The 26,330-nt window shown below is 56.7% G+C and carries 24 protein-coding genes; 19 read left to right on the top strand and 5 right to left on the bottom strand.

Going from position 1 to position 26,330, the window contains the following annotated elements:
- Both RO22_RS15590 and RO22_RS15585 read right to left on the bottom strand, forming a co-directional pair.
- Entirely contained in the window at window positions 1-846 is an 846-nt protein-coding gene (locus RO22_RS15590) for an alpha/beta fold hydrolase (protein WP_027965497.1), read from the bottom strand.
- Window positions 847-1,304: 458 nt separating this feature from the next.
- Complete coding sequence (locus tag RO22_RS15585) at window positions 1,305-1,943, bottom strand: NAD(P)-dependent oxidoreductase (protein WP_041158746.1); 639 nt, start codon at window positions 1,941-1,943, stop codon at window positions 1,305-1,307.
- 110 nt (window positions 1,944-2,053) lie between these two features.
- On the opposite strand from RO22_RS15585, the gene RO22_RS15580 reads away from it, so the two are divergent.
- Window positions 2,054-2,959: a LysR family transcriptional regulator gene (locus RO22_RS15580; protein ID WP_041158745.1), complete on the top strand. Its 906-nt coding sequence runs from the start codon at window positions 2,054-2,056 to the stop codon at window positions 2,957-2,959.
- Here RO22_RS15580 and RO22_RS15575 read toward each other — a convergent pair.
- On the bottom strand, window positions 2,956-3,654 hold the full coding sequence (locus RO22_RS15575) for a FadR/GntR family transcriptional regulator (protein WP_235270520.1): 699 nt from the start codon (window positions 3,652-3,654) through the stop codon (window positions 2,956-2,958). The two genes, RO22_RS15580 and RO22_RS15575, sit on opposite strands and share 4 nt — an antisense overlap.
- A 276-nt stretch (window positions 3,655-3,930) precedes the next feature.
- On the opposite strand from RO22_RS15575, the gene RO22_RS15570 reads away from it, so the two are divergent.
- The 6 genes from RO22_RS15570 (at window position 3,931) to RO22_RS15545 (ending at window position 9,811) form a co-directional block, all read left to right on the top strand.
- Window positions 3,931-4,926, top strand: a complete 996-nt coding sequence (locus RO22_RS15570) for an asparaginase (RefSeq protein WP_027957126.1) — start codon at window positions 3,931-3,933, stop codon at window positions 4,924-4,926.
- Window positions 4,927-5,003: 77 nt separating this feature from the next.
- Window positions 5,004-6,005 (top strand): TRAP transporter substrate-binding protein, encoded by a 1,002-nt coding sequence (locus RO22_RS15565; RefSeq protein WP_041158744.1) that lies wholly within the window; start codon window positions 5,004-5,006, stop codon window positions 6,003-6,005.
- Window positions 6,006-6,067: 62 nt separating this feature from the next.
- A complete protein-coding gene (locus RO22_RS15560) occupies window positions 6,068-6,589 on the top strand; it encodes a TRAP transporter small permease (protein WP_039857381.1) in 522 nt (173 codons plus the stop codon).
- A 15-nt stretch (window positions 6,590-6,604) separates the two neighbouring features.
- On the top strand, window positions 6,605-7,879 hold the full coding sequence (locus tag RO22_RS15555; RefSeq protein WP_009285971.1) for a TRAP transporter large permease: 1,275 nt from the start codon (window positions 6,605-6,607) through the stop codon (window positions 7,877-7,879).
- Window positions 7,880-7,919: 40 nt separating this feature from the next.
- Window positions 7,920-8,387, top strand: a complete 468-nt coding sequence (locus RO22_RS15550) for a RidA family protein (protein WP_041158743.1) — start codon at window positions 7,920-7,922, stop codon at window positions 8,385-8,387.
- Window positions 8,388-8,410: 23 nt separating this feature from the next.
- Entirely contained in the window at window positions 8,411-9,811 is a 1,401-nt protein-coding gene (locus RO22_RS15545) for an amidase (protein WP_052475654.1), read from the top strand.
- 13 nt (window positions 9,812-9,824) lie between these two features.
- On the opposite strand, the gene RO22_RS15540 is transcribed toward RO22_RS15545, so the two are convergent.
- Window positions 9,825-10,874, bottom strand: coding sequence for a LacI family DNA-binding transcriptional regulator (locus tag RO22_RS15540; protein WP_052475653.1), 1,050 nt, complete (start codon window positions 10,872-10,874; stop codon window positions 9,825-9,827).
- 194 nt (window positions 10,875-11,068) lie between these two features.
- On the opposite strand from RO22_RS15540, the gene ltnD reads away from it, so the two are divergent.
- The 10 genes from ltnD (at window position 11,069) to RO22_RS15490 (ending at window position 21,284) form a co-directional block, all read left to right on the top strand.
- The gene (gene ltnD, locus RO22_RS15535; RefSeq protein ID WP_022521627.1) at window positions 11,069-12,001 is read left to right on the top strand and encodes an L-threonate dehydrogenase; all 933 of its coding nucleotides are present in this window, start codon (window positions 11,069-11,071) and stop codon (window positions 11,999-12,001) included.
- A 4-nt stretch (window positions 12,002-12,005) separates the two neighbouring features.
- Window positions 12,006-13,304 carry a 3-oxo-tetronate kinase gene (gene otnK / locus RO22_RS15530; RefSeq protein WP_041158742.1) on the top strand — a complete coding sequence of 433 codons (1,299 nt, stop codon included), beginning with the start codon at window positions 12,006-12,008 and terminating at the stop codon, window positions 13,302-13,304.
- Complete coding sequence (otnC, locus tag RO22_RS15525) at window positions 13,301-13,960, top strand: 3-oxo-tetronate 4-phosphate decarboxylase (RefSeq protein WP_022521629.1); 660 nt, start codon at window positions 13,301-13,303, stop codon at window positions 13,958-13,960. The genes otnK and otnC overlap by 4 nt, the downstream gene beginning before the upstream one ends.
- Before the next feature lie 43 nt (window positions 13,961-14,003).
- On the top strand, window positions 14,004-14,801 hold the full coding sequence (gene otnI, locus RO22_RS15520) for a 2-oxo-tetronate isomerase (RefSeq protein ID WP_041158741.1): 798 nt from the start codon (window positions 14,004-14,006) through the stop codon (window positions 14,799-14,801).
- Between the two features lie 77 nt (window positions 14,802-14,878).
- The gene (gene denD / locus RO22_RS15515; RefSeq protein WP_041158740.1) at window positions 14,879-15,841 is read left to right on the top strand and encodes a D-erythronate dehydrogenase; all 963 of its coding nucleotides are present in this window, start codon (window positions 14,879-14,881) and stop codon (window positions 15,839-15,841) included.
- A gap of 103 nt (window positions 15,842-15,944) precedes the next feature.
- The gene (locus RO22_RS15510; protein WP_052475652.1) at window positions 15,945-16,964 is read left to right on the top strand and encodes a TRAP transporter substrate-binding protein; all 1,020 of its coding nucleotides are present in this window, start codon (window positions 15,945-15,947) and stop codon (window positions 16,962-16,964) included.
- A gap of 60 nt (window positions 16,965-17,024) precedes the next feature.
- Window positions 17,025-17,588, top strand: coding sequence for a TRAP transporter small permease (locus RO22_RS15505; RefSeq protein ID WP_009285964.1), 564 nt, complete (start codon window positions 17,025-17,027; stop codon window positions 17,586-17,588).
- Window positions 17,585-18,862 carry a TRAP transporter large permease gene (locus tag RO22_RS15500; protein WP_009285963.1) on the top strand — a complete coding sequence of 426 codons (1,278 nt, stop codon included), beginning with the start codon at window positions 17,585-17,587 and terminating at the stop codon, window positions 18,860-18,862. The genes RO22_RS15505 and RO22_RS15500 overlap by 4 nt, the downstream gene beginning before the upstream one ends.
- Window positions 18,863-18,925: 63 nt before the next feature.
- Window positions 18,926-20,383: an aldehyde dehydrogenase family protein gene (locus RO22_RS15495; RefSeq protein WP_052475651.1), complete on the top strand. Its 1,458-nt coding sequence runs from the start codon at window positions 18,926-18,928 to the stop codon at window positions 20,381-20,383.
- A gap of 28 nt (window positions 20,384-20,411) precedes the next feature.
- Complete coding sequence (locus tag RO22_RS15490) at window positions 20,412-21,284, top strand: NAD(P)-dependent oxidoreductase (protein ID WP_041158739.1); 873 nt, start codon at window positions 20,412-20,414, stop codon at window positions 21,282-21,284.
- A 13-nt stretch (window positions 21,285-21,297) separates the two neighbouring features.
- On the opposite strand, the gene RO22_RS15485 is transcribed toward RO22_RS15490, so the two are convergent.
- Complete coding sequence (locus RO22_RS15485) at window positions 21,298-21,966, bottom strand: TetR/AcrR family transcriptional regulator (protein WP_039857375.1); 669 nt, start codon at window positions 21,964-21,966, stop codon at window positions 21,298-21,300.
- A gap of 100 nt (window positions 21,967-22,066) precedes the next feature.
- On the opposite strand from RO22_RS15485, the gene RO22_RS15480 reads away from it, so the two are divergent.
- Both RO22_RS15480 and RO22_RS15475 read left to right on the top strand, forming a co-directional pair.
- Window positions 22,067-23,227, top strand: coding sequence for an efflux RND transporter periplasmic adaptor subunit (locus RO22_RS15480; protein WP_009285962.1), 1,161 nt, complete (start codon window positions 22,067-22,069; stop codon window positions 23,225-23,227).
- Window positions 23,214-26,321 carry an efflux RND transporter permease subunit gene (locus RO22_RS15475; protein WP_009285961.1) on the top strand — a complete coding sequence of 1,036 codons (3,108 nt, stop codon included), beginning with the start codon at window positions 23,214-23,216 and terminating at the stop codon, window positions 26,319-26,321. The genes RO22_RS15480 and RO22_RS15475 overlap by 14 nt, the downstream gene beginning before the upstream one ends.
- Window positions 26,322-26,330 lie beyond the last annotated feature (9 nt).

Here is a 26,330-nt window from a genome sequence, read left to right as displayed (position 1 = left end):
TTAGGCAACCTGACTTTCAAACTCGCTAGGAATCAAGAAGCCGCGCAGGATTTTTTCCATTCGCTGCCGTGCGTCAGCATGCTCAAGGTCAAGAAAATGCCCTGCGTTGGGCACGACTTCGAACTCGCATTTCGGCATATAGTCGTCGGCAATCAGAATGTCTTCCGGCGTTGTGTACTCATCCAGTTTGCCATTCACGAACAGCGTCGGTATCTCAATATTACCCAGGAGCTGTTCATAATCGGTGTCGTTCATGGAGAGTATTTGTTCAATATGAAAGCAGACCTGTTGAAGCTCTTGATCATCTAACCGTGAGAGATGCCGGTAATTAATATATTTTAGTAAGCGGGGTAAGTATTTGCCCACTTCTTCATTAAGCAGGTTAGCCGCGGTTTTAACATCGCCAATTTGAATATAATGGCGAGCACCATTGATATAGCGCAGCATGCCGTCGTTAAGCTGAGTTGAAAATGAGGCTAGCACCGCTCTTTTAATGGAGGTGGGGGATTGCGCCAATGCCATCATAGCGGCATAGCCTCCCCAAGAAACGGAAAGTAACGACGTTGGTTGGTAACGTTCAATCAGAGCTAGGAGGATATTGACTTCATCCTCCTTGGTAATGATGCCACCCACAGGGTTATGTAGTTTTGACTGGCCAGCAAAAGGCAAGTCAAACAGGATAACGTTTAATCCATCACTCAAGTATTTGACACAATTGGTAAAGGAGGCCGTGGTGGCTAGCGCGCCGTTGACCATAATAATACTTTCAGTATTTTGTGGCTGTTGATAGATTTCTACATGCACGCAATGATTGCCTATCTTAACGAGCTCGGTGTTGGCTTTCATGATGTTTTCCTTGCAGTAATTGGGTCAGTTAATGCGAGTCTAGTGCGTGCATGTCTGCGTAATGGGTTCTGAACCTAATAAGTTCATTAGCTGTCACAAGTGTGCAAGTTTTTTAGTATTTCTTTATTTGTGTTTACCTGATTGTTGAAGGTATAGGCGACTGCGTATGTAGGATATTGCTGACAGCATTTGTAAGAGATTCGCTATACTTATGTAAGAAATGTCTTATAAGTAATTTTTTAATACACAGTTGTTAAGTAATGTGTGGTCAAGTGAGATTGGATTAATTAACATTGTTAAATATGACTGATGGTTTTACGGCGATGAACGATAAGTTCAGCAAAAAGGTGAAAGAGTAAATAGATGAGGGTAACGGGAAAAGGGGGGGGGAATAGAAGAAAGAGGCAACCCCTCACCTATCTCCAGTGAGGGGCATAACGACTTAAATAGCGACTTGATCAGTACGCGACGCAGAAACGTTGGTTGGTGTTATGTGGGTTTTCCAGCTCATCAATCATGGCGATGGCGTAATCCTGCACGGAAATACGGCTGTTGCCTTCGCTATCGGTGAGTAGCGTATCGCCGCCAAGCCGGAAACTACCCGTGCGCTCGCCGGGGAAAATCTCGGCGGCGGGAGAGAGAAACGTCCACGCTTGCGCCGTTTGCCCGCGCAGCGTTTCAAGGGCTGTTTGCGCCCCTTCCGCCGTGGCCCGGTACTCTGCTGGAAAACCCGGTGCATCTAACAAAAGCTTACCCGGCGCTACCTCGAGCGTCGCCGCGCCACCCACTATCAGTAGCCTGGGTACGGAAGCTTGTTGAGTGGCTGACAAAATCGAGTGAAAGCCTTTGAGGTAATAGCCGTAAACATCCTCTTGAGCATGGCCACTAAAGGCGCTGATAACGGCCTTGGCACCGCGTAGCTGCTCTGCAAGTGCATCGGTATTTAACACATCACTTTTAACGGTAGTGAGATTCTCCTGTGGCGCTACCCGTTCAGGCCGAGTCACTAACGCCGTCACGTGATGGCCGCGGGAGAGCGCTTCGGTTAATAGGGCGGATCCAATGAATCCGCTAGCGCCAATCAGTGCAATCTTCATAACAGTTCTCCTTAAGTAGGTTGTCGCTGCATTGTCGGACGCTTTATTGATTTGAAAAATAGCGATTAACGTAATTTACTGTTATCGATTTCATAACAGTAGGGCGATAAATGACCACCGCCAACGAGTTCGATTTAAACGGTTTGCCGATCTTTGTCGCTCTGGTGGAAGCCGGCAGCTTTACCAAGGCAGCGGAGCGGCTAGGCTGCACGAAAACCCGTGTCAGCCTGCAAATTCGGCAGTTGGAAACGCGCCTGGGTGTAACGCTGTTCCTCCGCACCACGCGGCGGGTTCAGCTCACTCAGGCCGGAGAGGCGCTCTACCATCAGTGCCACCCGCTGTTAATAGATCTGCAGGGGGCGCTTGCCAGTACCGTGAGCGACACCCAACAGCTGCACGGCGAGTTGCGTATCACGGCTCCCGAAGATTACGCCGCCGGGGTGTTGAGCGACGCAGTGGTGGCGTTTAGCCGCTTGCACCCTGCGCTGCATATAGAACTACGTAGCGGCGACCAAGTAAGCGATATGGTGCAGGACGGCATCGATTTAGCGTTTCGTCTAGGCTGGCTAAAAGACTCCACGCTACGCGCCCGTCGAATAGGCACTTTTCAACAGCATGTGGTGGCTGCTCCTGATTATCTGAAACGCTACGGCACGCCTTCACACCCCAAGGCGCTGGAAGACCATGCATGGATCGCTTTTACGCCGTTAAAAGCGCCGTTAACCTGGACTTTCCAGCGACGCGATGAGCGGTATGAGGTGCAAATGAGCGCAGGGTTGGCAGCCAACTCAACGGTGAGCTTAGTCGCACTGATGGTCGCTGGCGGCGGTCTCTCCGTATTGCCGGATATGACCGCGGCGCCAGAGATCGCGGCTGGGCGTTTAGTGCGAGTGCTTGAAGAGTGGACACTGCCGGAAGGCGGCGCCTATGCAGTCTATCCGCCGGGGCGGCACATAACCGCCAAAACGTGCGCATTTATGACCTTTTTTGACGCCTGGTTACAAAAAGAGCCCTAACGTGGGGCTGCACTTAATTCGCTGTCACTTTCATAAGTTAGGTTGGTTTCCCAGCTTTCACTGCTAACGGCTATCGCTGCATGAATACCGGCGGTATCGCCTGCTTTGAAGGCCGCATAGATAGCTTTATGGTCCTTCAAGGCGGTTTCCGGTAGTGAGCGCATGGAGGTTTCCAGTGCGGCTTCGATCAGTTGCAGCAAGGTTTCGCCGACGCGGATGGTCATGGGGTTATGGGTGCTGTGCAGAATGGCGCGATGGAAGGCAATATCGTGCTTGGAGGTTTGAGCACCCGCTCGGATGGCTTCTTCCATGGCGTCGATACTCTGCTGAATACGTTGATGGTCCTCTGCTGTGGCGGTATGCATGGCTTGAAGGGTATACGCTGGTTCAAACATCAGACGGAATTCCAGTACATCCCGCGTCATGCCTCGCGCCAGGATCATCCCGAACGCCATCGGGTCGACGAGCGGTGTGCCTGGTTCGCGGCGGATCATGGTGCCTTGACCCCGTTTGACCTCAACGATCCCTATCGCTTGCAGCATCTTGATGGCTTCACGCACGCTGGATTTACCAATGCCCAGGGTGTGAGTGAGCTCCGTTTCCGAGGGCAGGTAATCCCCTGGCTTGAGGTCGCCTCGTATAAGAGCGCTTTTAATACGCTCTAGCAGTTGCAGCGCAACTGAACTGCGATCCATTGAATCTCCAAAAGAGGCTGTACGGGTCGAGCTAATCTCGGGCTGGCGTTTAAAACTCATGAGGGCCTCGCGTGGCTCATCGGTGTTTCCTGCATTTTATCAATGCCCTAAGCCTAGCGGCTTAAGACAGCCGATTGCATATATTTAAAAGACATATTCTTATTTTCCATTGTTTTATGTGACTGCCTTGCTAATGGTTTGTTCTTTAGTCTAGTCTGAAATCAGACATCTGATGTCTGTTGTCTGTGACGCAAAGCATAAAAGATGGGAACCTGAATGACCAAAAAGCACATCGTGGTATTGACCACGGGCGGCACTATTGCCAGCAAGCCCAGTGATTCAGGCCGAAGCCAGTCAGGGGAGCTAAGCGGCGAGCAGCTGCTGGATCAGGTAGCGCTGCCGCAGGGTGTCGACGTCACGTTAGAAGTGATGTCGATCCTGCAGAAACCCAGTAATGCCGTCACTCTCGCCGATCTTGCTGAACTCCATTGCCAAGGGCGGAGAGCATTGTCGCGAGCCGATGTGGACGGTCTGGTGATTACCCACGGTACCGATACCTTGGAAGAGACCGCTTACTTTCTATCGCTCACGCTGCCAGCGGATAAACCGTGTGTGATCACCGGTTCCCAGCGGGCGCCTCACCAGTTAGGTACCGACGCCTTTAAAAACATCTGCGATGCCATCGTGGCGGCGGTCAGCCCCCAACTGAGTCAGCTTGGCTGTGTCGTGGTATTCAACGAGTCGCTGTTTGCTGCGCGCTATGCCCGCAAGGTGAGCAGTTTCCAGTTGCATGGATTTGATGCCCCCGGCGCTGGTTCGCTGGGGTATATCGACGGTCAACGGCTCAAGCTTTATCACACAGGGACTGCGATTGAGCCCCCCATTGAAGGCTGGGATGTTCCGCTGCCGCGTGTCGATCTACTGCCCGCCTATCTGGATGCCTCGCCAGCACTGCTGAAAGCCTGCTTAGAGAGTGGCGCGAAGGGGGTGGTGATCGATGGCTTAGGCCGGGGCCACGTGCCACCTGGCTGGATGAACGAAATACGAGCATTGGTTAGCGCAGGTGTCCTTGTAGCGGTCGTGAGTAGTTGCGCTCAAGGGCCGGTGAACACCAGTTATGAGTTTAGCGGCAGCCTGGCTGATTTGGTCTCGGCTGGGGTGATCGCGCTCAACGATATCAGTGCACGCAAGGCAAGGCTTGCACTTGCTTTGCTGCTGAGTAGTACCCCGCGCGAAGCGCTGGGGGATGCGATGGAACGCTTGATGGCGTGAGCGGCCTTGTAACATTGCTCAACTGCAATAACAGGAAACTAAAAAGCAATTCACCATAACTAAATAAGGTGCTGGACATGAAACTAACGCTGACAAAAGCCACCCTCTCTGCTGCTATTGCCGTCGCTTCTCTAAGTGCGGCTCAACTCCATGCGGCCGACTATACCTTCAGCTTCGCACACGTGTTGATTGAAGAAACGCCAAACGGCCAGGCGGCGCTGCGCTTTAAAGAGGAGGTAGAGGAGAAGTCCGACGGTCGTATCGAGATTAACGTACTGCCGGCCGCTCAGGTGGGTGGCGACGTTGAAATCATTGAGCAGATTCAGATGGGCCTGGTCGATATCGGTATCCCGCCAACGGCCACCCTGGGCAACTTTGAGCCGCGCATGCAGATTTTGGATCTGCCGTTCTTGATTGCCGATTACGACACCATGGTGGAAACCCTGGATGGTGAAGTGGGTCGCGAAATCCTCGATACCCTGAATGGCCATAACATGTACGGCGTCAACTTCTGGGGAGCGGGCTTCCGCCATATCACCAACAATGATCGCCCGATCAAAACCCCCGAGGATATGGACAGTATCCGCATGCGCACCATGCAGGCGCCGATCATCATCTCCACCTATGAAAACCTGGGCGCTAACGCCACCGCAATGGCCTTCACCGAGGTTTACAACGGCCTGCAGCAAGGCGTGGTGTCGGGGCAGGAAAACCCACTGGCCAACATCTATACCATGCGTTTCCATGAGGTGCAGGATTATCTCTCGCTGACCAATCACGCTTACCACGCCTATGCGGCGGTAATGAACCAGGACTCCTGGGACTCGCTGCCGGAAGATCTGCAAGCGGTCATGCAGGAAGCCTTCGATAACGGCCGAGACACGTCCCGTGCGCTAACGCTGCAGGACGAAGAGACCATCATGGAAGAGATCAAAGACGAGATTGCGATCAATGAGCTCACCCCAGAGCAGCGCGACGCCTTTATTGAAGCCAGCATGCCGGTGCACGAAGAGTATGAAGATATCGTCACCACGGAGTTGCTGCATAAAGTATATGACGCTGTGGGTATCGAGTATTGATCCACCTGGTCTACTAAGACCTGGCTCTTCTCTTCTTACCCCTTTCAGGGTGTGGATATCTCATGTTCGAAGCGCTCAACAAATGTCTTGATCGCTTGGAAAGTGTGGCGATGGTCGTTTTCATGTCGATTGCGACCATCCTCACCACCATCCAAGTCGTGTATCGCTACGGCTTTAGCGGTTCGCTATTTTGGGCTGAAGAAGTCGTTATTTACTCCATTATCTGTATGAGTTTTGTAGGTGCCAGTATGGGTGTGCGCCATGGCACGCATATTTCGGTGGATGTGCTGAATGCCATCGCCTCGCCTGCTGTGAACCGCTGGCTGCACATGATCGCAGCACTGATCGGTATCGTGTTCGCTGGCTTTATGACCTATTACGGTTTTGTTCTCTATTTCAGCACGCTGGATCGCGGACAGTTAACCGCTGCACTTCGCCTGCCGATGGCATGGTTCTATCTGCCGATTGGCGTTTCCGGTGTGCTGCTGATTCTGCGTTATCTATGGGTCATCAATGAAGTCTGGAAAAAGCCTCCGGTGAGTCTCTCCGAAGAGCTTGTGGCTGAGTCGGATAAGCTCATTTAACCCTGGAGGGTGACCATGATTACTGCATTATTACCGATCTTTTTTGCCGTTCTGCTGCTTGGGCTGCCCATCTTTGCTTCCTTGGCTTTGGCGGTCTTTCTTGCCATTGAGTTCTTTGGCGCTACCAATCCGGTCATCGTGCCGATGCGCATGTTTACCGGCATGAACAACTTTTCGCTGATGGCGATTCCGTTCTTTATCCTGGCGGCGGAGCTGATGCGGATTGGCGGGCTTTCCGACCGGTTGATCAATCTTGCCAAGGCGTTGGTAGGGTGGGTGCCAGGGGGCTTGGCAGCGGCCACGGTGCTGTCATGTCTCTTCTTCGGGGCCATTTCCGGTTCAAGCCCCGCCACGGTGGTGGCGATTGGCTCGATCATGTTCCCGGCACTTGTCGCTGCTGGCTACGATAAGCGCTTTGCGATTGGGTTGATCGCCACCGCCGGTACCTTGGGGCCGATCGTGCCGCCGAGTATTGCGCTGATTATCTATGGCTCAGTGACCGGTACTTCAGTGGGGCGGCTGTTTGCAGCGGGCCTGCTGCCTGCCATTGTGATCGCTTCGATTCTCATCGCCTACTGCATCGTCTTTAGCAGCATCAAAGGCTATGAGCGCGCCCCTTTCCCCTCGCTGAGGCAAATCTTGGTAGCCTTTAAAGATGCTGCCTGGGGCCTTGGCCTGCCGGTGATTCTGCTGGGGGGCATCTACAGTGGCGTCTTTACCCCGACCGAATCGGCGGCGGTCGCCTGCGTATATGGCCTGTTTGTCGGCATGGTGGTTTATCGCACCATTAACGTAACGGAACTGGTGGGAACACTAAGAAGCTCTGGATTGATTTCCGCGACGCTGCTGCTGATTACCGCAGGTGCCTCTGCTTTCTCTTGGCTGCTCGCCATTACCGGTACGCCTAGCCAACTGGCAGGTGAGGTGCTGTCGTGGACAGACGATCCGTTTCAGGTCATGGCGCTGTTTAATGTCGTGATGATCGTTGCTGGCTTCTTCCTCGATAGCGCCTCGGCCATCATTGTGCTCTCGCCACTGCTGCAACCGATTGCGGCCCAGGTAGGCGTGGACCCGGTGCATTTTGGGGTGATCACGCTGATCAACTTCTCGGTGGGGATGATTACGCCGCCGGTAGGGTTGAACCTGTTTGTCGCCATGGCGATCTCCAAGATGTCGCTGCAGGAAGTGTTCAAGGCCTGTTTGCCGCTGATTGGCTTGATGCTGTTAGCGCTGATCATCATCACCTATATACCGTGGCTGAGTACCTGGCTGCCCTCGTTAATCTATTAACAGCTGGTTTAATGAAGCTAAACAATAAGGACAACGAACCATGAGCAAAACGATTGAACAAGCGGTGGCGGAGCAGGGCCTTACGTTACCGGCGATTCCAAGGCCGCGTGGCATGTTTCTGCCCTGGTCTCAGTTGGGCAGCCAGCTGTTTTTAGCCGGGCAGATTTGCGAGCGTGACGGTGATGTTCTCTATCCCGGCAAGGTAGGGGCTGAGTTCGATCTTGAAACCGGCAAGCTGGCGGCCCAGGCGTGTGCCTTGAATCTACTGGCCTCGCTCAGCGATGCCGTTGATGGCGATTTTCCCCGCGTGGTGCGATGCGTGCGCATGAATGGGTTCGTCAATGTGGCGCCGGGCTTTCATGATGTGCCGTTGGTCATTAACGGCGCGTCTGAGCTTTTTGTCGCGCTGTTTGGCGATGCGGGGCGTCATGCTAGAACCGCCATTGGGGTAGCGACACTACCCGGCAATGCGGCGGTGGAAGTCGAAGCGATTTTTGAAGTGCGTTAAGCACCCACAGAGGTACGTAAAGCATGCAGGATTCACCCATTTTTCTACCGTTGCGTGAGCAGCGCGAGCGGCTGCGGGCGGGCACGCTGACCGCTACCGCGCTGGCCGAAGCGGCAATCGCTGCTTATCAGCAGCGCGGCAAACACGACCACGCCTACCTCACCTGGAACGGCGAGCAGGCACTGGCAATGGCAAAAGCTGCCGATGCGGTGCTCGCCCAGGGTGGTGATGCGGGGGCGCTAATGGGCATGACGGTATCGATCAAGGATATCTACGCCGTGACTGGGCTACCCACCTATGCGGGCTCTTCTCAACGCCTGCCGAAGCGCTGGGAGCGTCCCGGCCCGGTGGTGAGCACGCTATTGAAACAGCTGCCTTCTGTGATGGGTAAAACCCACTCCGTTGAGTTTGCCTTTGGCGGCTTGGGCACCAATGCCCATTGGGGAGCACCACGCAACCCGTGGGATGCACATCAGCACCGCACGCCTGGTGGCTCAAGCTCCGGCGCGGGCGTTTCACTGGTGGGCGGTACGGCAAGTTTGGCATTAGGCACCGACACCGCCGGTTCAGTGCGTATTCCCGCCTCAATGACCGGCGTAGTAGGCCTGAAAACCACCGCCGGGCGCTGGTCGACCGAGCAGATCGTACCGCTTTCAAGCACGCTGGATACCCCAGGGTTACTGGCGCTGCGGGTCGATGACCTTGCCTTTGCGTTCGATGCGTTGGATGGCGGCCTTAGCGGTCAGGATGATCGCATGCCAGCAACACCGACGCTTGCCGGGTTGACCTTTGGGGTGCCAAAAACGTTTTTCTGGGACGACTGCAGTCCAGGTATCGCGGAAACCGTACGTGCTGCCATTAAGCAACTGGAAGCCGCCGGGGCGCGAATAGTGACCCTCGAGTTGCCCGGCATCGACGAAGCGTACGAACTCTTCAAGCTGGGCGGTGTGGCTGCACCGGAATTGGCAGCGTTTCTAAACACCGAGCTACCCGAGATGATTGACTCCCTGGATCCTAACGTCGCCGCCCGCGTTAAAGCGGCAGATGACATGCCTGCCTGGGAGTATGTGCGTCGTCGCACGGTGCTGGACTCGCTTGCCGCCTCTGCTGCCGCTCGCATGGCCGATGTAGATGCAGTCCTTACTCCCACGGTGGCGATTACCCCGCCCACTATCGAGAGTCTTCAGCCCGAAGGTGCCTATCCCAAAGCCAACATGCATGCCCTGCGCAACACGGTGATCGCTAATTTCCTAGGCCTGTGTGCCTTAACGCTGCCGGTTGGGAAAGACGCCGCAGGTATGCCTGTTGGCCTACAAGTGCTGGCGGGGCCTTGGCAAGACGCCAGCCTGCTGGCAATCGGTCAGGCGATTGAAAACGAGCTGGGATCAGGCTTGGAAATTCTTGGTCAACCGCCAGCGATATGAGCGCTGAGACGGCCTAAGTACTCCCGCCGGTTTGGAGCGTAAAGCCCACATCGTGCTGGCGGCGGTAGACGTTTTTACCGCTTAGACGCCGGATGAGTTCTTTGGCGGCTAAGCGGCCCATCTCTTCTCTGGGTGAAAGAATGGTAGTGAGCTGAGGAGTTACGTGCTGACCAAGGGGCAGGCCGTTAAACCCGGCAATGGCGATATCCCCTGGCACGCTTAGCCCTTGACGTTGAGCCGCCAGCAGGGCGCCTGCCGCCAAGTCGTCGTTGGCAAAGTGAATGGCTTGGGTATGAGGGTATTGCGCGAGCACTTGGGCCAGTCCTTCAGCGCCCGCCTGTAGGCTGCCCAGGGTATCTAGTTCCAGTAGTGGGGCGTCGATCCCTTTCTCCTTTAGTACCGCTTTATGGCCTTCGTAACGCATGCTGGCGCGATAATCCTGCGAGAGCCGGGCGCCTACATAAACAATCTGGCGGTAGCCTTTTTCGATAAGATGGCCGGCCATGCAGCGGCCTGCCGCCACGTGATCCAGACCAACGTTAAGATCCATGCCTTTGCCCAGCTCCATCACCTCCATAATGGGGTGATCCCAGTTCGCCAGCAACGTATGACACGCCTTGTTATGGCGCAGCCCAGCGGTGACCAGTGCAGAGCATGACCAGCCCAGAAAAGTGCGCACCAATTGATACTCGCGGTCTAGATCGTAGTCGGTGTTACCCAGCAGTATCTGGTAGCCCTCGGCTTCCAGCGTTTCCTGCAGCCCCTTGATGACCTCCACAAACACGCTATTGATCAGCGACGGCACAATCACCGCAATCAGCCGCGAGCGGGAGGAGGCCAGGCTACCGGCTACCAAGTTGGGCACGTAGCCCAATTGCTCTACGGCTTGTAGAACACTCAGGCGTGCACTATCGCTGACCTTATCAGGGTTGTTCAGTGCTCGAGATGCGGTAATCGGTGATACCCCTGCCGCTTGCGCCACTTGGCTGAGCGTGACTTGGTCGGAGCTTCGGCGCTGCCTGGCAGGGCTGGGAGAGGCAGCGTTGGGCGAGTCTTTAGACATTGGTCGCACGTCCCTGATTTTCAGCTTGTCGTAACGCCAACAATAATCTAAAACGAATGGTAGCGCTATCATGACAGCGCTACCATTTAGCTTCTAATTGCACTGCGACGAGAGCGACAAACACAACAACGATCTCAGCAACAGTCTCAACAGCCGTCTCAACCACTGTCTCAACAACAAAGAGGTGCCGTTAGGTGAGCCAACACGATAAGCAATCACTTCAAGTAGGTCTTATTGGCCTGGGCGCCATGGGCATGGGTACGGCCACCGCTATGCTCAAGCAGGGCTTTAATGTGACCGGGTGTGATATTTCCGCTGGGGCACGCGATGCCTTCGTGGCAGCAGGGGGGCAAAGCGTAGCCACTCCTGCCGAGCTTGCTCACTGCCATATCGTGTTGGTGGTTGTCGTTAACGGGGCGCAGGTTGAGCAAGTGCTGTTCGGTGAGCAGGGTGTGGTAAGCCACTTGGCTCGAGACAGTCTGATCATACAGTGCGCCACGGTGGCGCCCAGTCAGGCCAAACAGCTTGGTGAGCGTGTGGCGGCAGAGGGCTTGCTGCTGCTGGATGCGCCGATTAGCGGCGGTGCTGCTAAAGCCAAAAGTGGTGAACTATCGGTAATGGCATCCGGGGCAACGGAGGCATTTACCTACGCCGAAGCGGTGCTAAACGCCATGGCTGCCAAGGTTTATCGCCTTGGCGATGCGCCTGGCGTTGGCTCAAGTATGAAACTGGTCAATCAACTGCTGGCAGGTGTGCATATCGCCACCGCTGCTGAGGCCATGGCGCTGGGCATTCGCATGGGGCTCGACCCAGAGGTGATATATGACGTCATTACCCACTCGGCGGGCAACTCCTGGATGTTCGAAAACCGCGTGCCGCATATCCTGAGTGGTGACTACACGCCGCTTTCGGCGGTGGATATCTTCGTCAAAGATCTCAACATTGTGCATCAAACCGGCCGCGAGCTGGCATTGGCAACACCGGTAGCGTCCAGCGCTCTGCAGCAGTTTACCGCTGCCAGCGGTGCAGGTTTTGGTCGCGAAGATGACTCGGCAGTGATTAAAGTCTACCAGCGGTTATCGGGCATCGCGTTGCCAGAAGCTGCCAACGACGCCCAGGGAGCCTAATAAAATGGGGATGGGAGCGAACATCGTACTGGGCGCTATTGCCGATGACTTCACTGGAGCGACCGACCTTGCCAATAACCTGGTGCGCGGCGGTATGCGCTGCCTGCAGGTGATTGGCGTGCCCCAGCAAGAAATCGACCTCGCTGATATCGATGCAGTGGTCGTGGCGCTGAAATCGCGTTCCTGCCCAGTAGACGAAGCCGTGGCGGACTCACTGGCTGCCCTTGAGTGGCTTCGCCAGCAGGGCGCCCGGCAGCTGTTCTTCAAGTACTGCTCCACCTTTGACTCCACCGACCAGGGCAATATCGGCCCGGTGGCGGATGCGCTGCTGGAAGCCCTGGACGCGTACCAGACGGTGATAGTGCCCGCCTTCCCGGTTAACGGCCGTACGGTCTACCAAGGCCATCTGTTTGTGGGCGACCGCTTGCTCAACGACAGCGGTATGCAGCACCACCCACTGAACCCCATGCAGGACGCGGATCTCGTGCGAGTACTCGCCCGCCAAACGCCGCACCCGGTGGGCTTAGCCAACCGCGCGGTGCTGGTTCAAGGCGCAGAGGCGACCCGCACTCACTTAACGATGCTGGCAGATCAGGGGGTTCGCCATGTGATCTGTGATTCCCTGGATGAGCAGGATCTGGATGTACTTGCCGAAGCTACGGTTGCGATGCCCTTGGTCACCGGCGGTTCAGGGCTAGGGCAGGCGTTGCCCGCCCAGTATCGTGCCCAGGGCTGGCTGGGCACGATCAGTGAGCCGGGGCGTTTATCGCCTGCCTCGGGCGGTGCGCTGGTGCTCTCCGGTAGTTGCTCCCGGGTCACGCTGTCCCAGGTGGCGGATTTTCTGGCCAAGCACCCTGCTGGTGGCTTCGCCCTGGATCCCTTGGCGTTGGCCGAAGAAGGACAACAGCAGGAGCAGGCGCTGGCCTTTGCCCGCAAGCGCTTATCTCAAGAGGCGCCGGTACTGCTCTATGCCTCGGCTGATACTGAAAAGGTTAACGCCGCCCAGCAAGCCCTTGGCGTTGCGCATGCGGGTGCGTTAGTGGAAGAGGCGCTGAGCCAGTTGGCTGTCAAGCTTGTAGATGAAGGCGTTGGCCGGTTGCTGGTCGCCGGGGGCGAAACGTCAGGTGCAGTAGTCTCGGCGTTGGGCATTACCACTCTGCGCATTGGTGAGCAGATCGACCCCGGCGTGCCCTGGACGCAAACTTTCATGACGGGTCGCGAAGTGCCGCTGTCGCTGGCGCTGAAATCTGGCAACTTTGGTGGTGTCGATTTCTTTACCCGGGCGTTTGAGGTGCTGGTATGAGCATCCACTTGCATCGCCATCCCCAAAACAGTTTGCGGGAGCAGATCAGCACCCTGGGCAAGTCGCTGTTTGACCGCGGCCTGACCATGGGCTCTAGCGGTAATATCAGCGTGCGCCTGGACGATGGCGGCTGGCTGATGACACCCACTAACGCATGCTTGGGGCGGCTGGATCCTGCGCGAATCTCTCATTTGGACAGTAACGGCCAACTGATGAGTGGCGACTCGCCCACCAAAGAGCAGTTTTTGCATATGGCGATGTATGAGGAGCGCCCGCAATCCGGCGCGATTGTGCACCTGCACTCCACTCACTCGGTGGCGGTCTCTTGCCTGCCGGGCGTAGATCCCTGCGACTGCATACCACCACTCACTGCCTACTACGTGATGCGGGTGGGGAAACTGCCGCTGGTGCCGTATCACATTCCTGGCGACCCCAAACTGGGCGATGCAGTGCGGGGGTTAGCGGGCAAACACAGCGCGGTATTGCTGGCTAACCACGGCCCGGTGGTGGCGGGTAAAAACCTCGAGGCAGCGATCTACGCCACCGAAGAATTGGAAGAAACCGCCAAGCTCTACCTGCTGCTACGGGGTGAAAACCCGCGAGGGCTAACGCCGGAACAGGTGGCGGAGCTGGAAGCGCGCTTTCCACGGGATTAACGACGTACTTAACAATGACGTACTGAACAACAAGAGCACCACGATGATTCGATTAGCCGCCAACCTCAGCATGCTGTTTAACGAGCACGCCTTTATGGATCGCTTTGCCGCTGCTGCGAAGGCGGGCTTTAAAGGCGTTGAGTACCTGTTCCCGTACGCCTATGCCGCCGATGAGTTAAGAGATGCGCTGAACAAGCACCAACTGGAGCAAGTGCTGTTTAATCTGCCGCCAGGCGATTGGGATGCAGGTGAACGAGGCTTGGCGAGCTTGCCGGGCCGAGAAGGGGAGTTCCGTGACTCGGTGATTGAAGGGCTACGTTACGCCGAGGCGCTCAACTGCCCTCGGGTGCATGCCATGGCGGGGCTGCTCCCGGAAGGTGCCGATGCCTCGACCCAGGCTGAACACCACGCCACCTATATCCGCAATCTGCATTTTGCTACGGAAGAGGCGGCGAAAGTTGGCCGAGAGATACTGATCGAGCCGATTAATACGCGCGATATGCCCGGCTTTTTTCTCTCTCGCCAGGCCCAGGCCATGGCGGTATTGGAAGAAGTAGGGGCAGAAAATCTAAAGCTACAGTTTGATCTCTACCACTGCCAAATTATGGACGGCGACCTGATTCGCCACCTTGAACGCCAGTTCAGCGCCATCGGGCATATTCAAGTCGCAGGCGTACCTGGGCGCCACGAGCCGGATGTGGGGGAGGTGCGTTACCCGGCCATCTTCGAGCGCTTAAGCGCGCTGGGCTATAGCGGCTGGATCGGCTGCGAGTATCGCCCCCAGGCTGACACTCGCGCGGGGCTGGGGTGGGGCGAGGTGTGGGGCCTAACCACACACTGATCGGCACTATCTGCTCGACTCCCACTGATCGGCCCCAACTGAATGAACAATAACAAAACTACAACAGGATCCTCACGATGCATATTGCCATTACCGGTGCTGCTGGGTTTCTCGGCCAGCGTTTAGTCAAGCAATTGCTTGAACGCGGTGAGCTTCGCCAACAGCCCATTACGCGCTTGACACTGATTGACCAGATCGAAGCGCCGCAGCCTGCAGCGGGAAGCGTTGCTGTGACATCAGTGGCGCTGGATATTACCCAACCCGGCGCGCTGGATAGCGTGTTAGAGCAGCGCCCCGATGTGATCTACCATCTGGCGGCGGTGGTAAGCTCCGCCGCAGAAGCCGATTTGGAACTTGGTATGCGGGTGAATTTCGATGCCACGCGGGCGCTGCTGGAAGGCTGCCAGGAGCAGGAGCTATCCGATACTCGCTTGATTATGGCCAGCTCCGTGGCGGCTTATGGCGGTGAGTTGCCGGAGGTACTGGATGATATGACGGCACTCCATCCGCAAAACTCCTACGGTACACAAAAAGCCATGTGCGAGCTGCTCATCAACGATTACAGCCGCCGAGGACTTATTGATGGGCTAGTGCTGCGCCTACCGACGATTGTGATTCGACCCGGCCGCCCTAATGCTGCGGCCTCCAGCTTTGCTTCCAGCATCCTACGTGAGCCGCTCAAGGGCGAAGAGGCGGTTTGCCCGGTGCCTACCGAGCTGCCGATGTTTGTGATGTCACCGGGCAGAGTGGTGGCGGCGCTGATCCATGGTGCGGAAGTACCAAGCGAAGCCCTAGCCCCTTTTCGTGCCTTTATGCTACCCGGCATTACCGTCACGGTGGCCGATATGCTGGCAGCACTGCGCGATGTGGCCGGCGAGCAAGCGCTTGCGCTGGTACGCCATGAGCCTGACCCGCGCATTGAAGCCATTGTGGCGAGCTGGCCGGCGCGTTTTGAAACCGCGAAAGCCAAGCAGCTTGGTTTTGTGGGCGATGACAACTTTAAACAGATTATTGATGCATTCGTTACTGAACCGTCGTGAGTTCCGGTCTGCCGCATGCGGCAGACAAAACCTGGGGCGACGCTAGCAATAGCGTGTGTCGCTCCAAACTCCACCCTCACAACAACATAAAGAGGGCACTTCAATGACTAAGCAACACTCTACAACGACACCCACAATTACATGCCATGCCCTGGTGGCGGCGATTAGTGGTATTGCTACCGTCGGTATTGCACTACAAGCCAACGCGGCGACGGAAGTGAACCTGGGGCACACCCTTTCAGACAGCTCCCACTACTCAGTGGGCGCCGACGCCTTTAAAGAGGCGCTGGAGCGTTTGTCGGATGGCGAATTTACGGTGACCGAGCACACCTCGGGGTCGCTGGGCGGCGAGCGGGAGATGATCGAAGGGCTGCAAATCGGCACCGTCGATGTGGTGATTACCTCCACCGGCCCGCTAGGTAACTTCGTTCCTGAAACCTATGTGCTCGACCTGCCGTTCCTGTTTGAGAACTACGACCAAGCGCGCTGCGTACTGGATAGTGAGCTTGGCGACGAACTACTGGAAAAAATGGGCGATCACGATTTGATCGGCCTGGCTTGGACAGAGAATGGCTTCCGCCATCTGACCAATAGCCAGCGAGAAATCGCCACACCAGCAGATGCTGAAGGCCTGCGCGTTCGCACCATGGAGAACGAGGTGCATCAGGAGGCTTTCCGCCAGATGGGTGCTCGGCCAACACCGATGGCCTTCCCGGAACTGTTCACGGCACTTCAACAGGGTACCGTCGATGGCCAGGAGAACCCGATTACGGTCATCGTCGCCACCAACTTCTGGGAAGTGCAGGATTACCTCTCATTAACCGGGCACGTCTATTCGCCGGCCATCGTCCTGGGGTCGCCGATTCTGCTAGATGGCTTAAGTGACGAAGAGCGTGGCTGGTTTAGGGAAGCCGCTGTCGCATCTGCTGAAGCAACCCGTGAAGAGGTCTCGCGGCTAGAGCGTGAAGGCGTGGCGCTGCTGGAAGAGAATGGTATGACGGTAAAGACCGACATTGATGTTGCTCCTTTCCAGGAAGCGGTTCAGCCCGCCTATGAGATATTTACTTCTGAGTACGGCACCGAAATGCTGGAGCGCATTCAGGACAAAGCCAGCAGTTGCTGAGCGCTTCTTCCTCCCCGGCCTTCGGCGTAGCCGGAGGCCGCTTTGGCATGGTGATCTCTTATGCTAGCGGTATTTCTTCGTTTTGAGCATCAGTTAACCCGGCTTGCAATGCTGATTGCAGTGGTCATGCTGGCGATATCGGTAACCCTCAGCTTTTATCAGGTGCTCACCCGCTTTGTGTTTAACGCCCCTTCTACCTGGACGGAAGTCGCCTCCCGCGCTGCCATGATCTGGTGCGTATTTATGGCCGCTGCCGCCACCTTTCGGGGCGGTTACATGATGGCGGTGGAGGTCGTTTATAAAGTGGTACCTGCGCGTTTTCTCACTCTTTTAGAGGTGCTCATTGTGGTGTGCTGCCTGCTGGTGCTTGGGGTGCTGATCCATTACGGCATCCAAATGACGATGCGGGTGAGCAATCAAACCATGTCGGGAATGAATATTTCGATGTCGTGGGCCTATGCGGCGATTCCCACGGGTTCAAGTTTTGCCATTGTGGCTGTTGCGGCTCGGCTTTTAGCGCAGCTCAGTGGACGTGAAAAGGTAGGGCCGGAGAATAGCGAAATTACTCCTGAGAAGGCGTTGGTTGAAGATGGCCATCTCCCTAAAGGAGGGGCGCAGTCATGAATATGGTTATTGGCCTGTCGCTGATCATTCTATTCACCTTCGGCGTGCCGATCGCGATTTCGATTATCCTGGCGTCAATTATCGGCATCGAATTCTTTACTCGCTTGCCACTGTTGCTGGTGCCGCAGCAGATGTTTATCGGTATTGATAAATTCCCGCTCATGGCGATCCCATTTTTTATTCTTGCCGGGAATTTGATGGCCGCAGGGGGCATCTCCCAGCGCTTGGTGGACTTAGCCAAATCTATCGTGGGGAAGGTGCAGGGTGGCTTGGCCATGTCCTGCGTACTGACCTGCATGATGTTTGCGGCGGTGTCAGGCTCCAGTGTGGCCACCACCTTCGCGATTGGCGCCATCCTGATTCCGGCGATGGTAAAACATGGCTACCCTAAGCCCCTGGCTGCCTCCATTCAGGCGTCATCCGCTGAGCTGGGCGTGCTTATACCCCCGTCGATTCCTCTCATTCTTTATGGCGTGAGCACCGATACGTCCATTGGGCAGCTGTTCCTCGCCGGCATTGGCCCCGGCATATTGATTGGCAGCGCGCTGATACTCTTTCTCTACCTGTTCTGCAAGGTGCGCGGTTACGGCAAGGACGACTATAAAGACAGCACCGGCTTTATGATCTCGGTAAAGCGTGCCTGGGTGGCTATGCTGATGCCGGTGGTCGTGATTGGCGGTATCTATGGCGGGATATTTACCCCGACTGAAGCCTCCGCCGTGGCGGTATTTTTTGCCCTGATCGTGGGCGGTTTCTACTACCGTGAACTGAAGGTCGATGACCTGTGGCCGATTATGCGCCAGAGCGTTGTCTCAACAGCTGCTGTCATGCTGATTATTGCCGCCGCCTCGCTCTTCAGCTTTCTGCTAAGCCGAACGGGGCTGCCCGCGCAAATTGCCACTCTGGTCACCAGCACCATCAATGATCCTCTGATGTTTTTGCTGGTGGTCAATGCATTGCTGTTGGTTGTCGGCATGTTTATCGAAACTTCCGCCGCTATTCTGGTGTTGGCACCGATATTGACCCCGATTGCAATGCAGTTTGGCATCCACCCCGTCCATTTTGGGCTGGTGATGGTGGTTAATCTGGCGCTTGGCATGATTACGCCGCCGCTCGGCGTAAACCTCTTTGCTGCCTGTGCGGTTGCCAAAATCTCGATCGATCAAATGCTGCCATGGCTGGTGCGCTTTGTGCTGGTGGTATTGGCCTGCCTAATGGCGATTACCTATATGCCGTGGATTTCCATGGGGCTGGTGACTGCTTTTTACGGTTAATTTTTTACTGAATCCTGTCGCTTTTTAGCATTACCCGAACAATGACAATTAAAGGAGTGCGATATGCAAGATGCATTAGTGTTACCGCCTCAGCAGGCGCTGATTGGTGGTGAGTGGGTTGATACGGCCACTACCTTACAAGTAGAAGCACCAGCTTCGTGTGAGCCTTTGGCACGTATAGCACGTAGCCAGGAGGGTGACGTAAAGGCAGCCGTTAAGTCGGCACACCAGGCGTTTTCCGGCCAATTGGGCGAGTGGGCGAGTTGGTCTGCCCGGCAGCGCAGCGAATGGTTGCTACGCTTTGCAAATATTATCGAGGCGCATCACGAGCAACTGGCACAGCTTGAGTGTGCTGATACCGGGAAGCCTATGACTCAAGCCAGGGGCGATATTGGTGCCTGCGCACGCTACTTTCGCTTCTATGGCGGTGCGGCGGACAAGCTTCACGGTGAAACCATCCCCTTTGAGACCGACTTCGCGGTCATGACCCTGCGTGAGCCCTACGGCGTGTGTGCGCAAATTATTCCCTGGAACTACCCATCGCAGATCTTCGGGCGCTGCGTAGCGGCGGCGCTGGCCGCGGGTAATACCGTTGTGCTCAAGCCCGCGGAGGATGCCTGTTTAAGCGTACTGCGTTTAGCGCAACTGGCAGTGGATCATGGCCTTCCGGCGGGTGCACTCAACGTGGTGCCAGGGCTTGGTGCTGAAGCGGGTGCTGCCCTCGCTGCCCACCCAAACATTGATCATCTCTCCTTTACCGGCTCGCCAGAGACCGGCACCTATGTCGCTCAGGCGGCCGCGCAGCATCATGTACCCGTCACCCTGGAACTTGGCGGTAAGTCTCCTCAGTTAGTGTTTGCTGATGCGGATCTTGATGCCGCGCTTCCTGCGGTGGTGCGAGGCATTATCCAGAATGCCGGACAGACCTGCTCTGCAGGCAGCCGTTTGCTGGTGCAGCGGGAGATCGCAGAAAGCGTGGTTGCTAACCTCAGCGAGCGCTTCGCTGCCCTGCGCTGTGATGCCGGCGAAGCGGACGCTGACTGTGGCCCACTGATCAATGCGCGTCAAAAAGCCAAGCTGGAAGCGCGCTTGGCGGCCGCCGAAGCCGACGGTATTCGCGTGGCGGCAAAAGGCCAGTTAGCGGCAAGCGCGCCAAGTGGCGGCCACTTCGTCGTGCCTCAACTACTCACCGATATTCCCGAAGGGCATGAAGTGCTTCAAGAAGAGCTGTTTGGCCCAGTGCTGGTGGTGCAGGTGTTTGAGGACGAAGCGGAAGCTCTGGCGCTGGCTAATGCCACCGATTTTGGACTCTGTGCCGGTATTTGGACGCGCGATGGTGGCCGCCAGCTCCGTTTGGCCAAAGGGATTCGCAGCGGTCAGGTATTCATCAATAACTACGGTGCCGCCGGTGGTGTAGAGCTACCATTTGGTGGTGTTGGCCGTTCCGGGCACGGTCGGGAAAAAGGCTTTGAGGGCCTGCGAAGCTACACACAGATTAAAACTATCGCGATTAAACATTAACGGACGAACCAGCTTTAAGGTGATAACAATGACATCAGTCAGCCAAGTAGGCATCGTCGGCGTGGGCCTCATGGGCCATGGGATTGCGAGTAGCCTGCTACGCGCAGGCCATCAGGTCAGTTTTCTGAACCACTCCGGTAACCAGCCAGCAGATGAGCTATTGGCAGCCGGTGCCATCGCGTTGAATACAGGACGAGAGGTGGCCCAGAGTGCTGAGGTGGTGATTTTATGCGTCACCGGCTCGCCTCAAGTAGAAGCCGTGTTGTTTGAACCCGACGGCGTATTAGCGGGGTTAAAGCCCGGTTGTGTCGTGGTGGATTGCTCCACTGCGCTGCCCAGTTCAACAGAAAAGGTCGCTGCCAGAGTCACAGAGGCTGGCGGGCGCTTTATGGATGCCGCCATGACGCGCACCCCCAAAGAAGCGGCTGAAGGGCGGCTCAACTTGATTGTCGGTGCGCCGAAGGCACTGTTCGATGAAACGCTGCCTCTGCTGCAGGGCTTTGCCGAAAATATTGCCCATGCGGGCGATGTGGGCGCGGGGCATACCCTTAAACTGCTGCATAATTTTGTTTCGCTTGGGTTTTCTGCGGTATTGGCGGAGGCCACTGTCGCTTCACGTAAAGCAGGCATCAGCGATACCGCCTTGCTTGAAGTGCTTGGCGCAGGTGGTGGCGGTGGGGTAGTACTCGAGCGGCTGCGCCCCTATATCGCTGATAATGACCCTTCAGGCTTTAAGTTTAGCGTTGCCAATGCCAGCAAGGATCTTGGTTATTACCACACGATGACCGAAGACCTTGCCGTGGAGGGAGGTATCGCTGAAGCCGTCCGCAACCTGTATAAATCGGTAGAGGATCAAAGCCTGCCAATACCCGCACTAATCGGTGTGCTTGAGCAGCGTTAAGGTAGAGGGTGACTCAACCGTTATTATCTCTACAGGGCGTCCCATACGCCGCCAAAAACACATCCACGGCGCTACTGACCTGATGATGCAGCTCTTCATCGCTGGGGAGGTGGCGAACGCCCATGCGGACTTCTGTGACCAACATGCCTTGCCACATACTGCACAGGTGGCTGGCGGCAAGCGTGGGTGTGCCAAGCGTTAAATGCCCGGTTTGGGCTAGTCCCTCCAATTTCTCCTGCAGCCACTGCTTAGTGGCCCAAGGGCCTGCCTCAAAAAAAGCCTGTAGCAGCTCAGGGTGCTGCTCTCCCTGAGTGTTCATCACCCGCTCAACCGCCAAGACATGGGGTTCCAACAAAAAGTGCACTAAGCTCATGCCGACTTCGATCAATGATTGGCGAACCCCCTCGTGGGTGTCGGGCAGTTTATCTAATCCCCTGCGGATGATTTCGGTTTCGCGACGTATCACACTGCCAAACAGTGCCTCTTTGGTCACAAAGTGGCCGTAGACTGTGACTTTGGAAACCCCCGCTTCCCGGGCAACGGCTTCCATCGTTACCCCCTCTAAACCGTGGCGAAAAAACAGACACGTCGCCGCATCCATCATGGCATCCCGTTTAGCCATATCCTTGGGTCGTCCAGCGCGGCGCTTTGGTTCAGGCGATGTATGTTGGGGCTCTGTCATTCGGTGCAATCCGGGCTATTGAGTAAATAAATATTGAACGTGAGCGTACAAATATTATAGTGAACGGTATCGTTCAAGAATAAACCATTTCGAGGCGAACATGGGCACTCCTCTAAAAACTTCCTGGAACCACCGGTTTCGCGGCACGCTGGCGGCGCTGTTGATGGTAGGTGGCACACTGGCGACGGTGTTTTCTCTCTCCAGTCAGCACAGCAGTGCTCAACAGACCCGCCAGCAAGGCGCTGATAACGCCCTGTTACAGGTGTCGACCAAGGCCCTGGAGCAAGCCGAGCAACTGCAACGCGATGTGCGCTTAACCGGACGTGTGGTGGCGCGCCAGTCGGTATCGCTGGCGTTCGAACCCGCGGGGCGGGTCAGTGCTGTGTCAGCAGACAGAGGCGATGCTGTTGAACAGGGGGATGTGCTTGCCACGCTGGATACCCGTCGATTGGAAAGCCGCTTAGCAGAGGTAGCTGCACGCAGTGAAGAAGCCCGTGCCAGCCTCGCCCTGGCTCAGCGCCAGGAGGAGCGTGAAGCGCAGCTAAACCAGAATAACTTTGCCAGCCGCACGGCGCTGGATCAGGCCCGGACAGATCGACTGACCCTCCAGGCTCGCCTGGCGGCGCTGGCAGCCGAGCGCGATAGCCTTACCGCCGATTTGGATGACAGCACGTTAAAAGCGCCCTTCGGCGGACGAGTGATCGAGCGCCATGTCAGTGTCGGCAGCTTGGTGAGTAGCGGCACTACCGCTTTCGATCTTATCGATGTCGAGCAGTTAGAAGCGCATCTTGGCCTACCCGCAGCGCTGGCCGCGACGTTTACGCCAGGTGAAGCCGTTGAGCTGATGGTGAATGGTGAGGAAGTCAGCGGTAAGGTACGTGCTCGGCTCCCCCAGGTTGATAGCGACAGTCGCACCCAGACGCTGGTGGTGTCGCTGGAAACCCCAGACCATGCCGTGCCCGGCGATCTGGCAGAGCTGCGCTACAAGATCACAGAGCCCGCAAACGGATACTGGGTGCCGTTGGATTCCCTGCAAGCCGCCGACCGTGGCCTGTGGAACGTATTGGTGGCCGAGCCGTTAGAGAACGATCACTACCGTGTGGCCCAGGCCAGCGTGGAGCTATTGCATAGCGAAGGAGACCAGGCCTTTGTACGCGGCACGCTGGCGTCGGGCATGCGGCTGATTACCGGTGGCACCCACCGTGTAACGCCAGGTCAGCAGGTCACGCTAAGCGAGGAAGTGGCCTATGAAGCGCCTTGAGTGGTTATTTAACCGTCGACTGTTAGCGCTAGCCCTGGGCCTTCTCGTTGTCGCCGGGCTGTCGGCCATTCAAACGCTGCCACGCGCGGAAGACCCCCATTTGGTGGCGCGCATGGCCACCGTGCTTGCGCCTTTTCCTGGCGCCACCCCCGAGCAGGTCGAAGCTTTAGTGGCGCGTCCCATTGAGGATGAGCTACGCACCATCGCTGAGATTAACGTGCTGGAATCCACCTCACGCCAGGGCATTGCGGTGATTAGCCTTGAGCTTGAGGATGCCGTGACCAATGTAACGCCGGTGTGGAGCCGCGTGCGCGACAAGCTGGCCGATGTCGCCCCTACCCTGCCTGACGGCGTGCAAACGCCGGAACTGCTGGATGATCGGGGCTACGCATTTAGCATCGTGGCCGCATTGCGCTGGACACTGGATACCCCGCCCAATCCCCAACTGATGGAGCGCTACGCCGAGCGTTTGGAAGCAGCGTTTAGAAACGTCCCTGGCACAGAGTATACCCACCGCTTTGGCGTGGCGGGGGAGCAGGTTGAGGTGAGGGTTAACCCGCTTGAACTGAACGCCTTGGGGCTCTCCGTCGGGCAATTAGCGGCCACTATTGAGGCAAGCGATGGACGACGTACCGCTGGTGAAGTGGTCACCGACGGCCACCGGCTGACAGTGGGGCTAAGCGGTGAGTTTGATGCGCTCGATAGGCTACGCGAGATAGAAGTGACGACTCGGCAGGGGCACACCGTAAGACTTGGCGAGTTGGCTGAGCTACGCCGGGGCGTGCAAGACCCGCCCGCCGCAGTGGCACTGCTTAACGGCGAACGAGCGGTGTATGTCGGCGCACGCATGGCGCCCGGCCAACGAATTGATAGCTGGGTGGAAAAAGCACAAGAGCAGTTGGCGGTGTTCGCCGATGAGCTGCCTGTCGGTATCGCGGTTGAAGAGGTTTTCGAACAGGCCAGTTACACCAACCAGCGTTTAAGTGACGTGGCTGGCAGTCTGCTGATGGGGTTAGCGCTGGTGGTAGCGATCCTGTTCATCACCATGGGCTGGCGCTCGGCGGTGACGGTGGGGTTGGCGATCCCCGCCACGGCTCTGCTCACCCTGGCGTTCTTCAAGCCGCTGGGTATCGATATTCACCAGATGAGCATTACCGGTATTATCGTGGCGCTGGGGCTGATGGTCGACAATGCCATTGTGATGACCAACGCCCTGCGCGAGCGCTTTTTGAAAGGTGATTCAGCGCTTGCCGCTACCCGGGACACATTACGCCACTTAGCGGTGCCGCTGCTGGCCAGCACCTTAACCACCATATTGGCGTTTATGCCGATTGTGTTGATGCCAGGCCCTGCGGGGGAGTTCGTGGGGCCCCTGGCCATGGCGGTGATGGTCGCACTGGTAAGTTCTTATCTGGTTTCGCTGCTGCTGGTGCCTGCGCTGTCACCCATGCTGTTAGCCAGGGTCGCTGATAAACCTCCAACGCCTCGAAATAACGGCGTCAGTGGGATGCTCAAGCGCGGCTTCCGCCGTACGGTACGCAGCGCGCTGCGTCACCCCTGGGCCGCCATGATCATCACCCTGTGTGTGCCCGTGGGTGGCATGGCGTTGATGCCCACGCTGGACGTGGCGTTTTTTCCTCCCGCAGACCGCGACCAGTTTCACATCGAGGTGCGCCTGCCCCCCGCCAGCAGTATGGCCAACACCGAAGCACTGGCCCATGAAGTCGATGCCATGATTCGTGAGCTGCCGGGCATCACCCGCGTCTCGGCGTTTGTCGGTGAAAGCGCACCAATGATGTACTACAACGTGCTTACCAATGAGGATCACAACCCGGCATTTTTGCACCTAATCGTGGACACAGCGTCTTTACAAATCACTAATGAACGGGTGCCCGCCTTACAGCAGGCGCTTGATCGGCATTTCCCCCAGGCCCAAAGCGTAGTGCGCAAGTATGAGCAGGGGCCGCCGTTTAAAGCCCCGATTGAGCTACGTGTCTATGGTGATGATCTATCAGTGCTGTCATCGCTGGGACTTGAGCTAGCGGGCTTAATGCATCAACTGCCTCAGGTGACCCATGTGCGCGCTGGCATGCAGCGTGATTTGCCCAGGTTAACCCTGGATATCGACCACACCGCACTGAGTGATGCGGGGCTAGCGCCGCAGCGGCTAGCGGAACAAGTAGGGGCCGCGCTCTCGGGGCAATCGGCAGGCATGTTGCTGGAGGACACCCAGCAACTACCGGTGCGGGTGCGCTACGCCGATGAGTGGCGCACTAACGCCGAACAGCTGGCGGCGCTGCGCCTGGTCAGCGATCAAGTAGCTGAGGGACTGCCACTGGCGGCGGTGGCAGAGGTGTCACTCACGCCTGCCTGGAGCGTGATTACCCGCCGTAACGCTGAACGGATGCAGTTGGTACAAGGGTACCTGGTGGCCGACGCTCTTCCGGCGGTCTCCATGGCTCAGTTGGATGCCAAGCTTCAGGCAGCGTTGGCGTCGGGGGCGTTTCAATTGCCCCCTGGTTACCGAATCGAAACCGGTGGTGAAGCCGCCGAGCGAGATGATGCCGTGGGCAAGTTGCTTGCCTCGGTGGTGCTGCTGGTCATAGCCATGGTGGCCACCGTGGTATTGGCATTTAACTCCTTTCGGCGGGCCGCCATCGTGTTTATTGCCGGCGCCCAGGCGATGGGCATGGGCATTGTGGCGCTGCTACTAAGCGGGCATGCGTTTGGCTTTGTGATTATCGTCGGCATTATGGGGCTGGTAGGGGTAGCGATTAATGCCACTATTATCATTATTGCTGCCTTTGATGACGATGAAGCCGCCCGCCGAGGCGATATCGATGCCATGCTGGCGGTGATCAGTGGCCCCACCAGTCGGCATATTGTTTCGACCACGGTCACTACCTTTGCAGGCTTAATTCCGCTGATGTTGGCTACCGGTGGGCTATGGCCACCATTCGCGCAAACCGTTGGTTTTGGACTGCTCTTAGCGACGCTAGTGTCGTTTTTCTTTACCCCTGCGCTTTATCGGCTGTGGGTATCGAGATCGGCTGACGTTGAGCCTCATGACCGCACGACTATTTTACAAGGATGAGTAAAATAG

Origin of the sequence: Halomonas sp. KHS3 (genome assembly GCF_000830495.1) — a bacterium.
GTDB classification, from domain to species: Bacteria; Pseudomonadota; Gammaproteobacteria; order Pseudomonadales; family Halomonadaceae; genus Vreelandella; species Vreelandella titanicae.
The sequence above is the reverse complement of the archived record's forward strand: the minus strand, read 5'-3'. Positions and strand labels throughout refer to the sequence as shown.

Excerpts from the sequence above, each read along its gene's own strand:
- otnC (WP_022521629.1), top strand. The coding sequence starts at position 13,301 with ATGAGCATCCACTTGCATCGCCATCCCCAAAACAGTTTGCGGGAGCAG.
- RO22_RS15495 (WP_052475651.1), top strand. The coding sequence starts at position 18,926 with ATGCAAGATGCATTAGTGTTACCGCCTCAGCAGGCGCTGATTGGTGGT.
- otnI (WP_041158741.1), top strand. The coding sequence starts at position 14,004 with ATGATTCGATTAGCCGCCAACCTCAGCATGCTGTTTAACGAGCACGCC.
- RO22_RS15590 (WP_027965497.1), bottom strand. The coding sequence starts at position 846 with ATGAAAGCCAACACCGAGCTCGTTAAGATAGGCAATCATTGCGTGCAT.
- RO22_RS15575 (WP_235270520.1), bottom strand. The coding sequence starts at position 3,654 with ATGGATCGCAGTTCAGTTGCGCTGCAACTGCTAGAGCGTATTAAAAGC.
- RO22_RS15570 (WP_027957126.1), top strand. The coding sequence starts at position 3,931 with ATGACCAAAAAGCACATCGTGGTATTGACCACGGGCGGCACTATTGCC.
- RO22_RS15490 (WP_041158739.1), top strand. The coding sequence starts at position 20,412 with ATGACATCAGTCAGCCAAGTAGGCATCGTCGGCGTGGGCCTCATGGGC.
- RO22_RS15480 (WP_009285962.1), top strand. The coding sequence starts at position 22,067 with ATGGGCACTCCTCTAAAAACTTCCTGGAACCACCGGTTTCGCGGCACG.
- RO22_RS15485 (WP_039857375.1), bottom strand. The coding sequence starts at position 21,966 with ATGACAGAGCCCCAACATACATCGCCTGAACCAAAGCGCCGCGCTGGA.
- RO22_RS15565 (WP_041158744.1), top strand. The coding sequence starts at position 5,004 with ATGAAACTAACGCTGACAAAAGCCACCCTCTCTGCTGCTATTGCCGTC.
- RO22_RS15550 (WP_041158743.1), top strand. The coding sequence starts at position 7,920 with ATGAGCAAAACGATTGAACAAGCGGTGGCGGAGCAGGGCCTTACGTTA.
- RO22_RS15580 (WP_041158745.1), top strand. The coding sequence starts at position 2,054 with ATGACCACCGCCAACGAGTTCGATTTAAACGGTTTGCCGATCTTTGTC.
- otnK (WP_041158742.1), top strand. The coding sequence starts at position 12,006 with ATGGGGATGGGAGCGAACATCGTACTGGGCGCTATTGCCGATGACTTC.
- RO22_RS15500 (WP_009285963.1), top strand. The coding sequence starts at position 17,585 with ATGAATATGGTTATTGGCCTGTCGCTGATCATTCTATTCACCTTCGGC.
- RO22_RS15555 (WP_009285971.1), top strand. The coding sequence starts at position 6,605 with ATGATTACTGCATTATTACCGATCTTTTTTGCCGTTCTGCTGCTTGGG.
- RO22_RS15505 (WP_009285964.1), top strand. The coding sequence starts at position 17,025 with ATGCTAGCGGTATTTCTTCGTTTTGAGCATCAGTTAACCCGGCTTGCA.
- RO22_RS15560 (WP_039857381.1), top strand. The coding sequence starts at position 6,068 with ATGTTCGAAGCGCTCAACAAATGTCTTGATCGCTTGGAAAGTGTGGCG.
- RO22_RS15585 (WP_041158746.1), bottom strand. The coding sequence starts at position 1,943 with ATGAAGATTGCACTGATTGGCGCTAGCGGATTCATTGGATCCGCCCTA.
- RO22_RS15475 (WP_009285961.1), top strand. The coding sequence starts at position 23,214 with ATGAAGCGCCTTGAGTGGTTATTTAACCGTCGACTGTTAGCGCTAGCC.
- RO22_RS15540 (WP_052475653.1), bottom strand. The coding sequence starts at position 10,874 with ATGTCTAAAGACTCGCCCAACGCTGCCTCTCCCAGCCCTGCCAGGCAG.
- RO22_RS15510 (WP_052475652.1), top strand. The coding sequence starts at position 15,945 with ATGACTAAGCAACACTCTACAACGACACCCACAATTACATGCCATGCC.
- RO22_RS15545 (WP_052475654.1), top strand. The coding sequence starts at position 8,411 with ATGCAGGATTCACCCATTTTTCTACCGTTGCGTGAGCAGCGCGAGCGG.
- denD (WP_041158740.1), top strand. The coding sequence starts at position 14,879 with ATGCATATTGCCATTACCGGTGCTGCTGGGTTTCTCGGCCAGCGTTTA.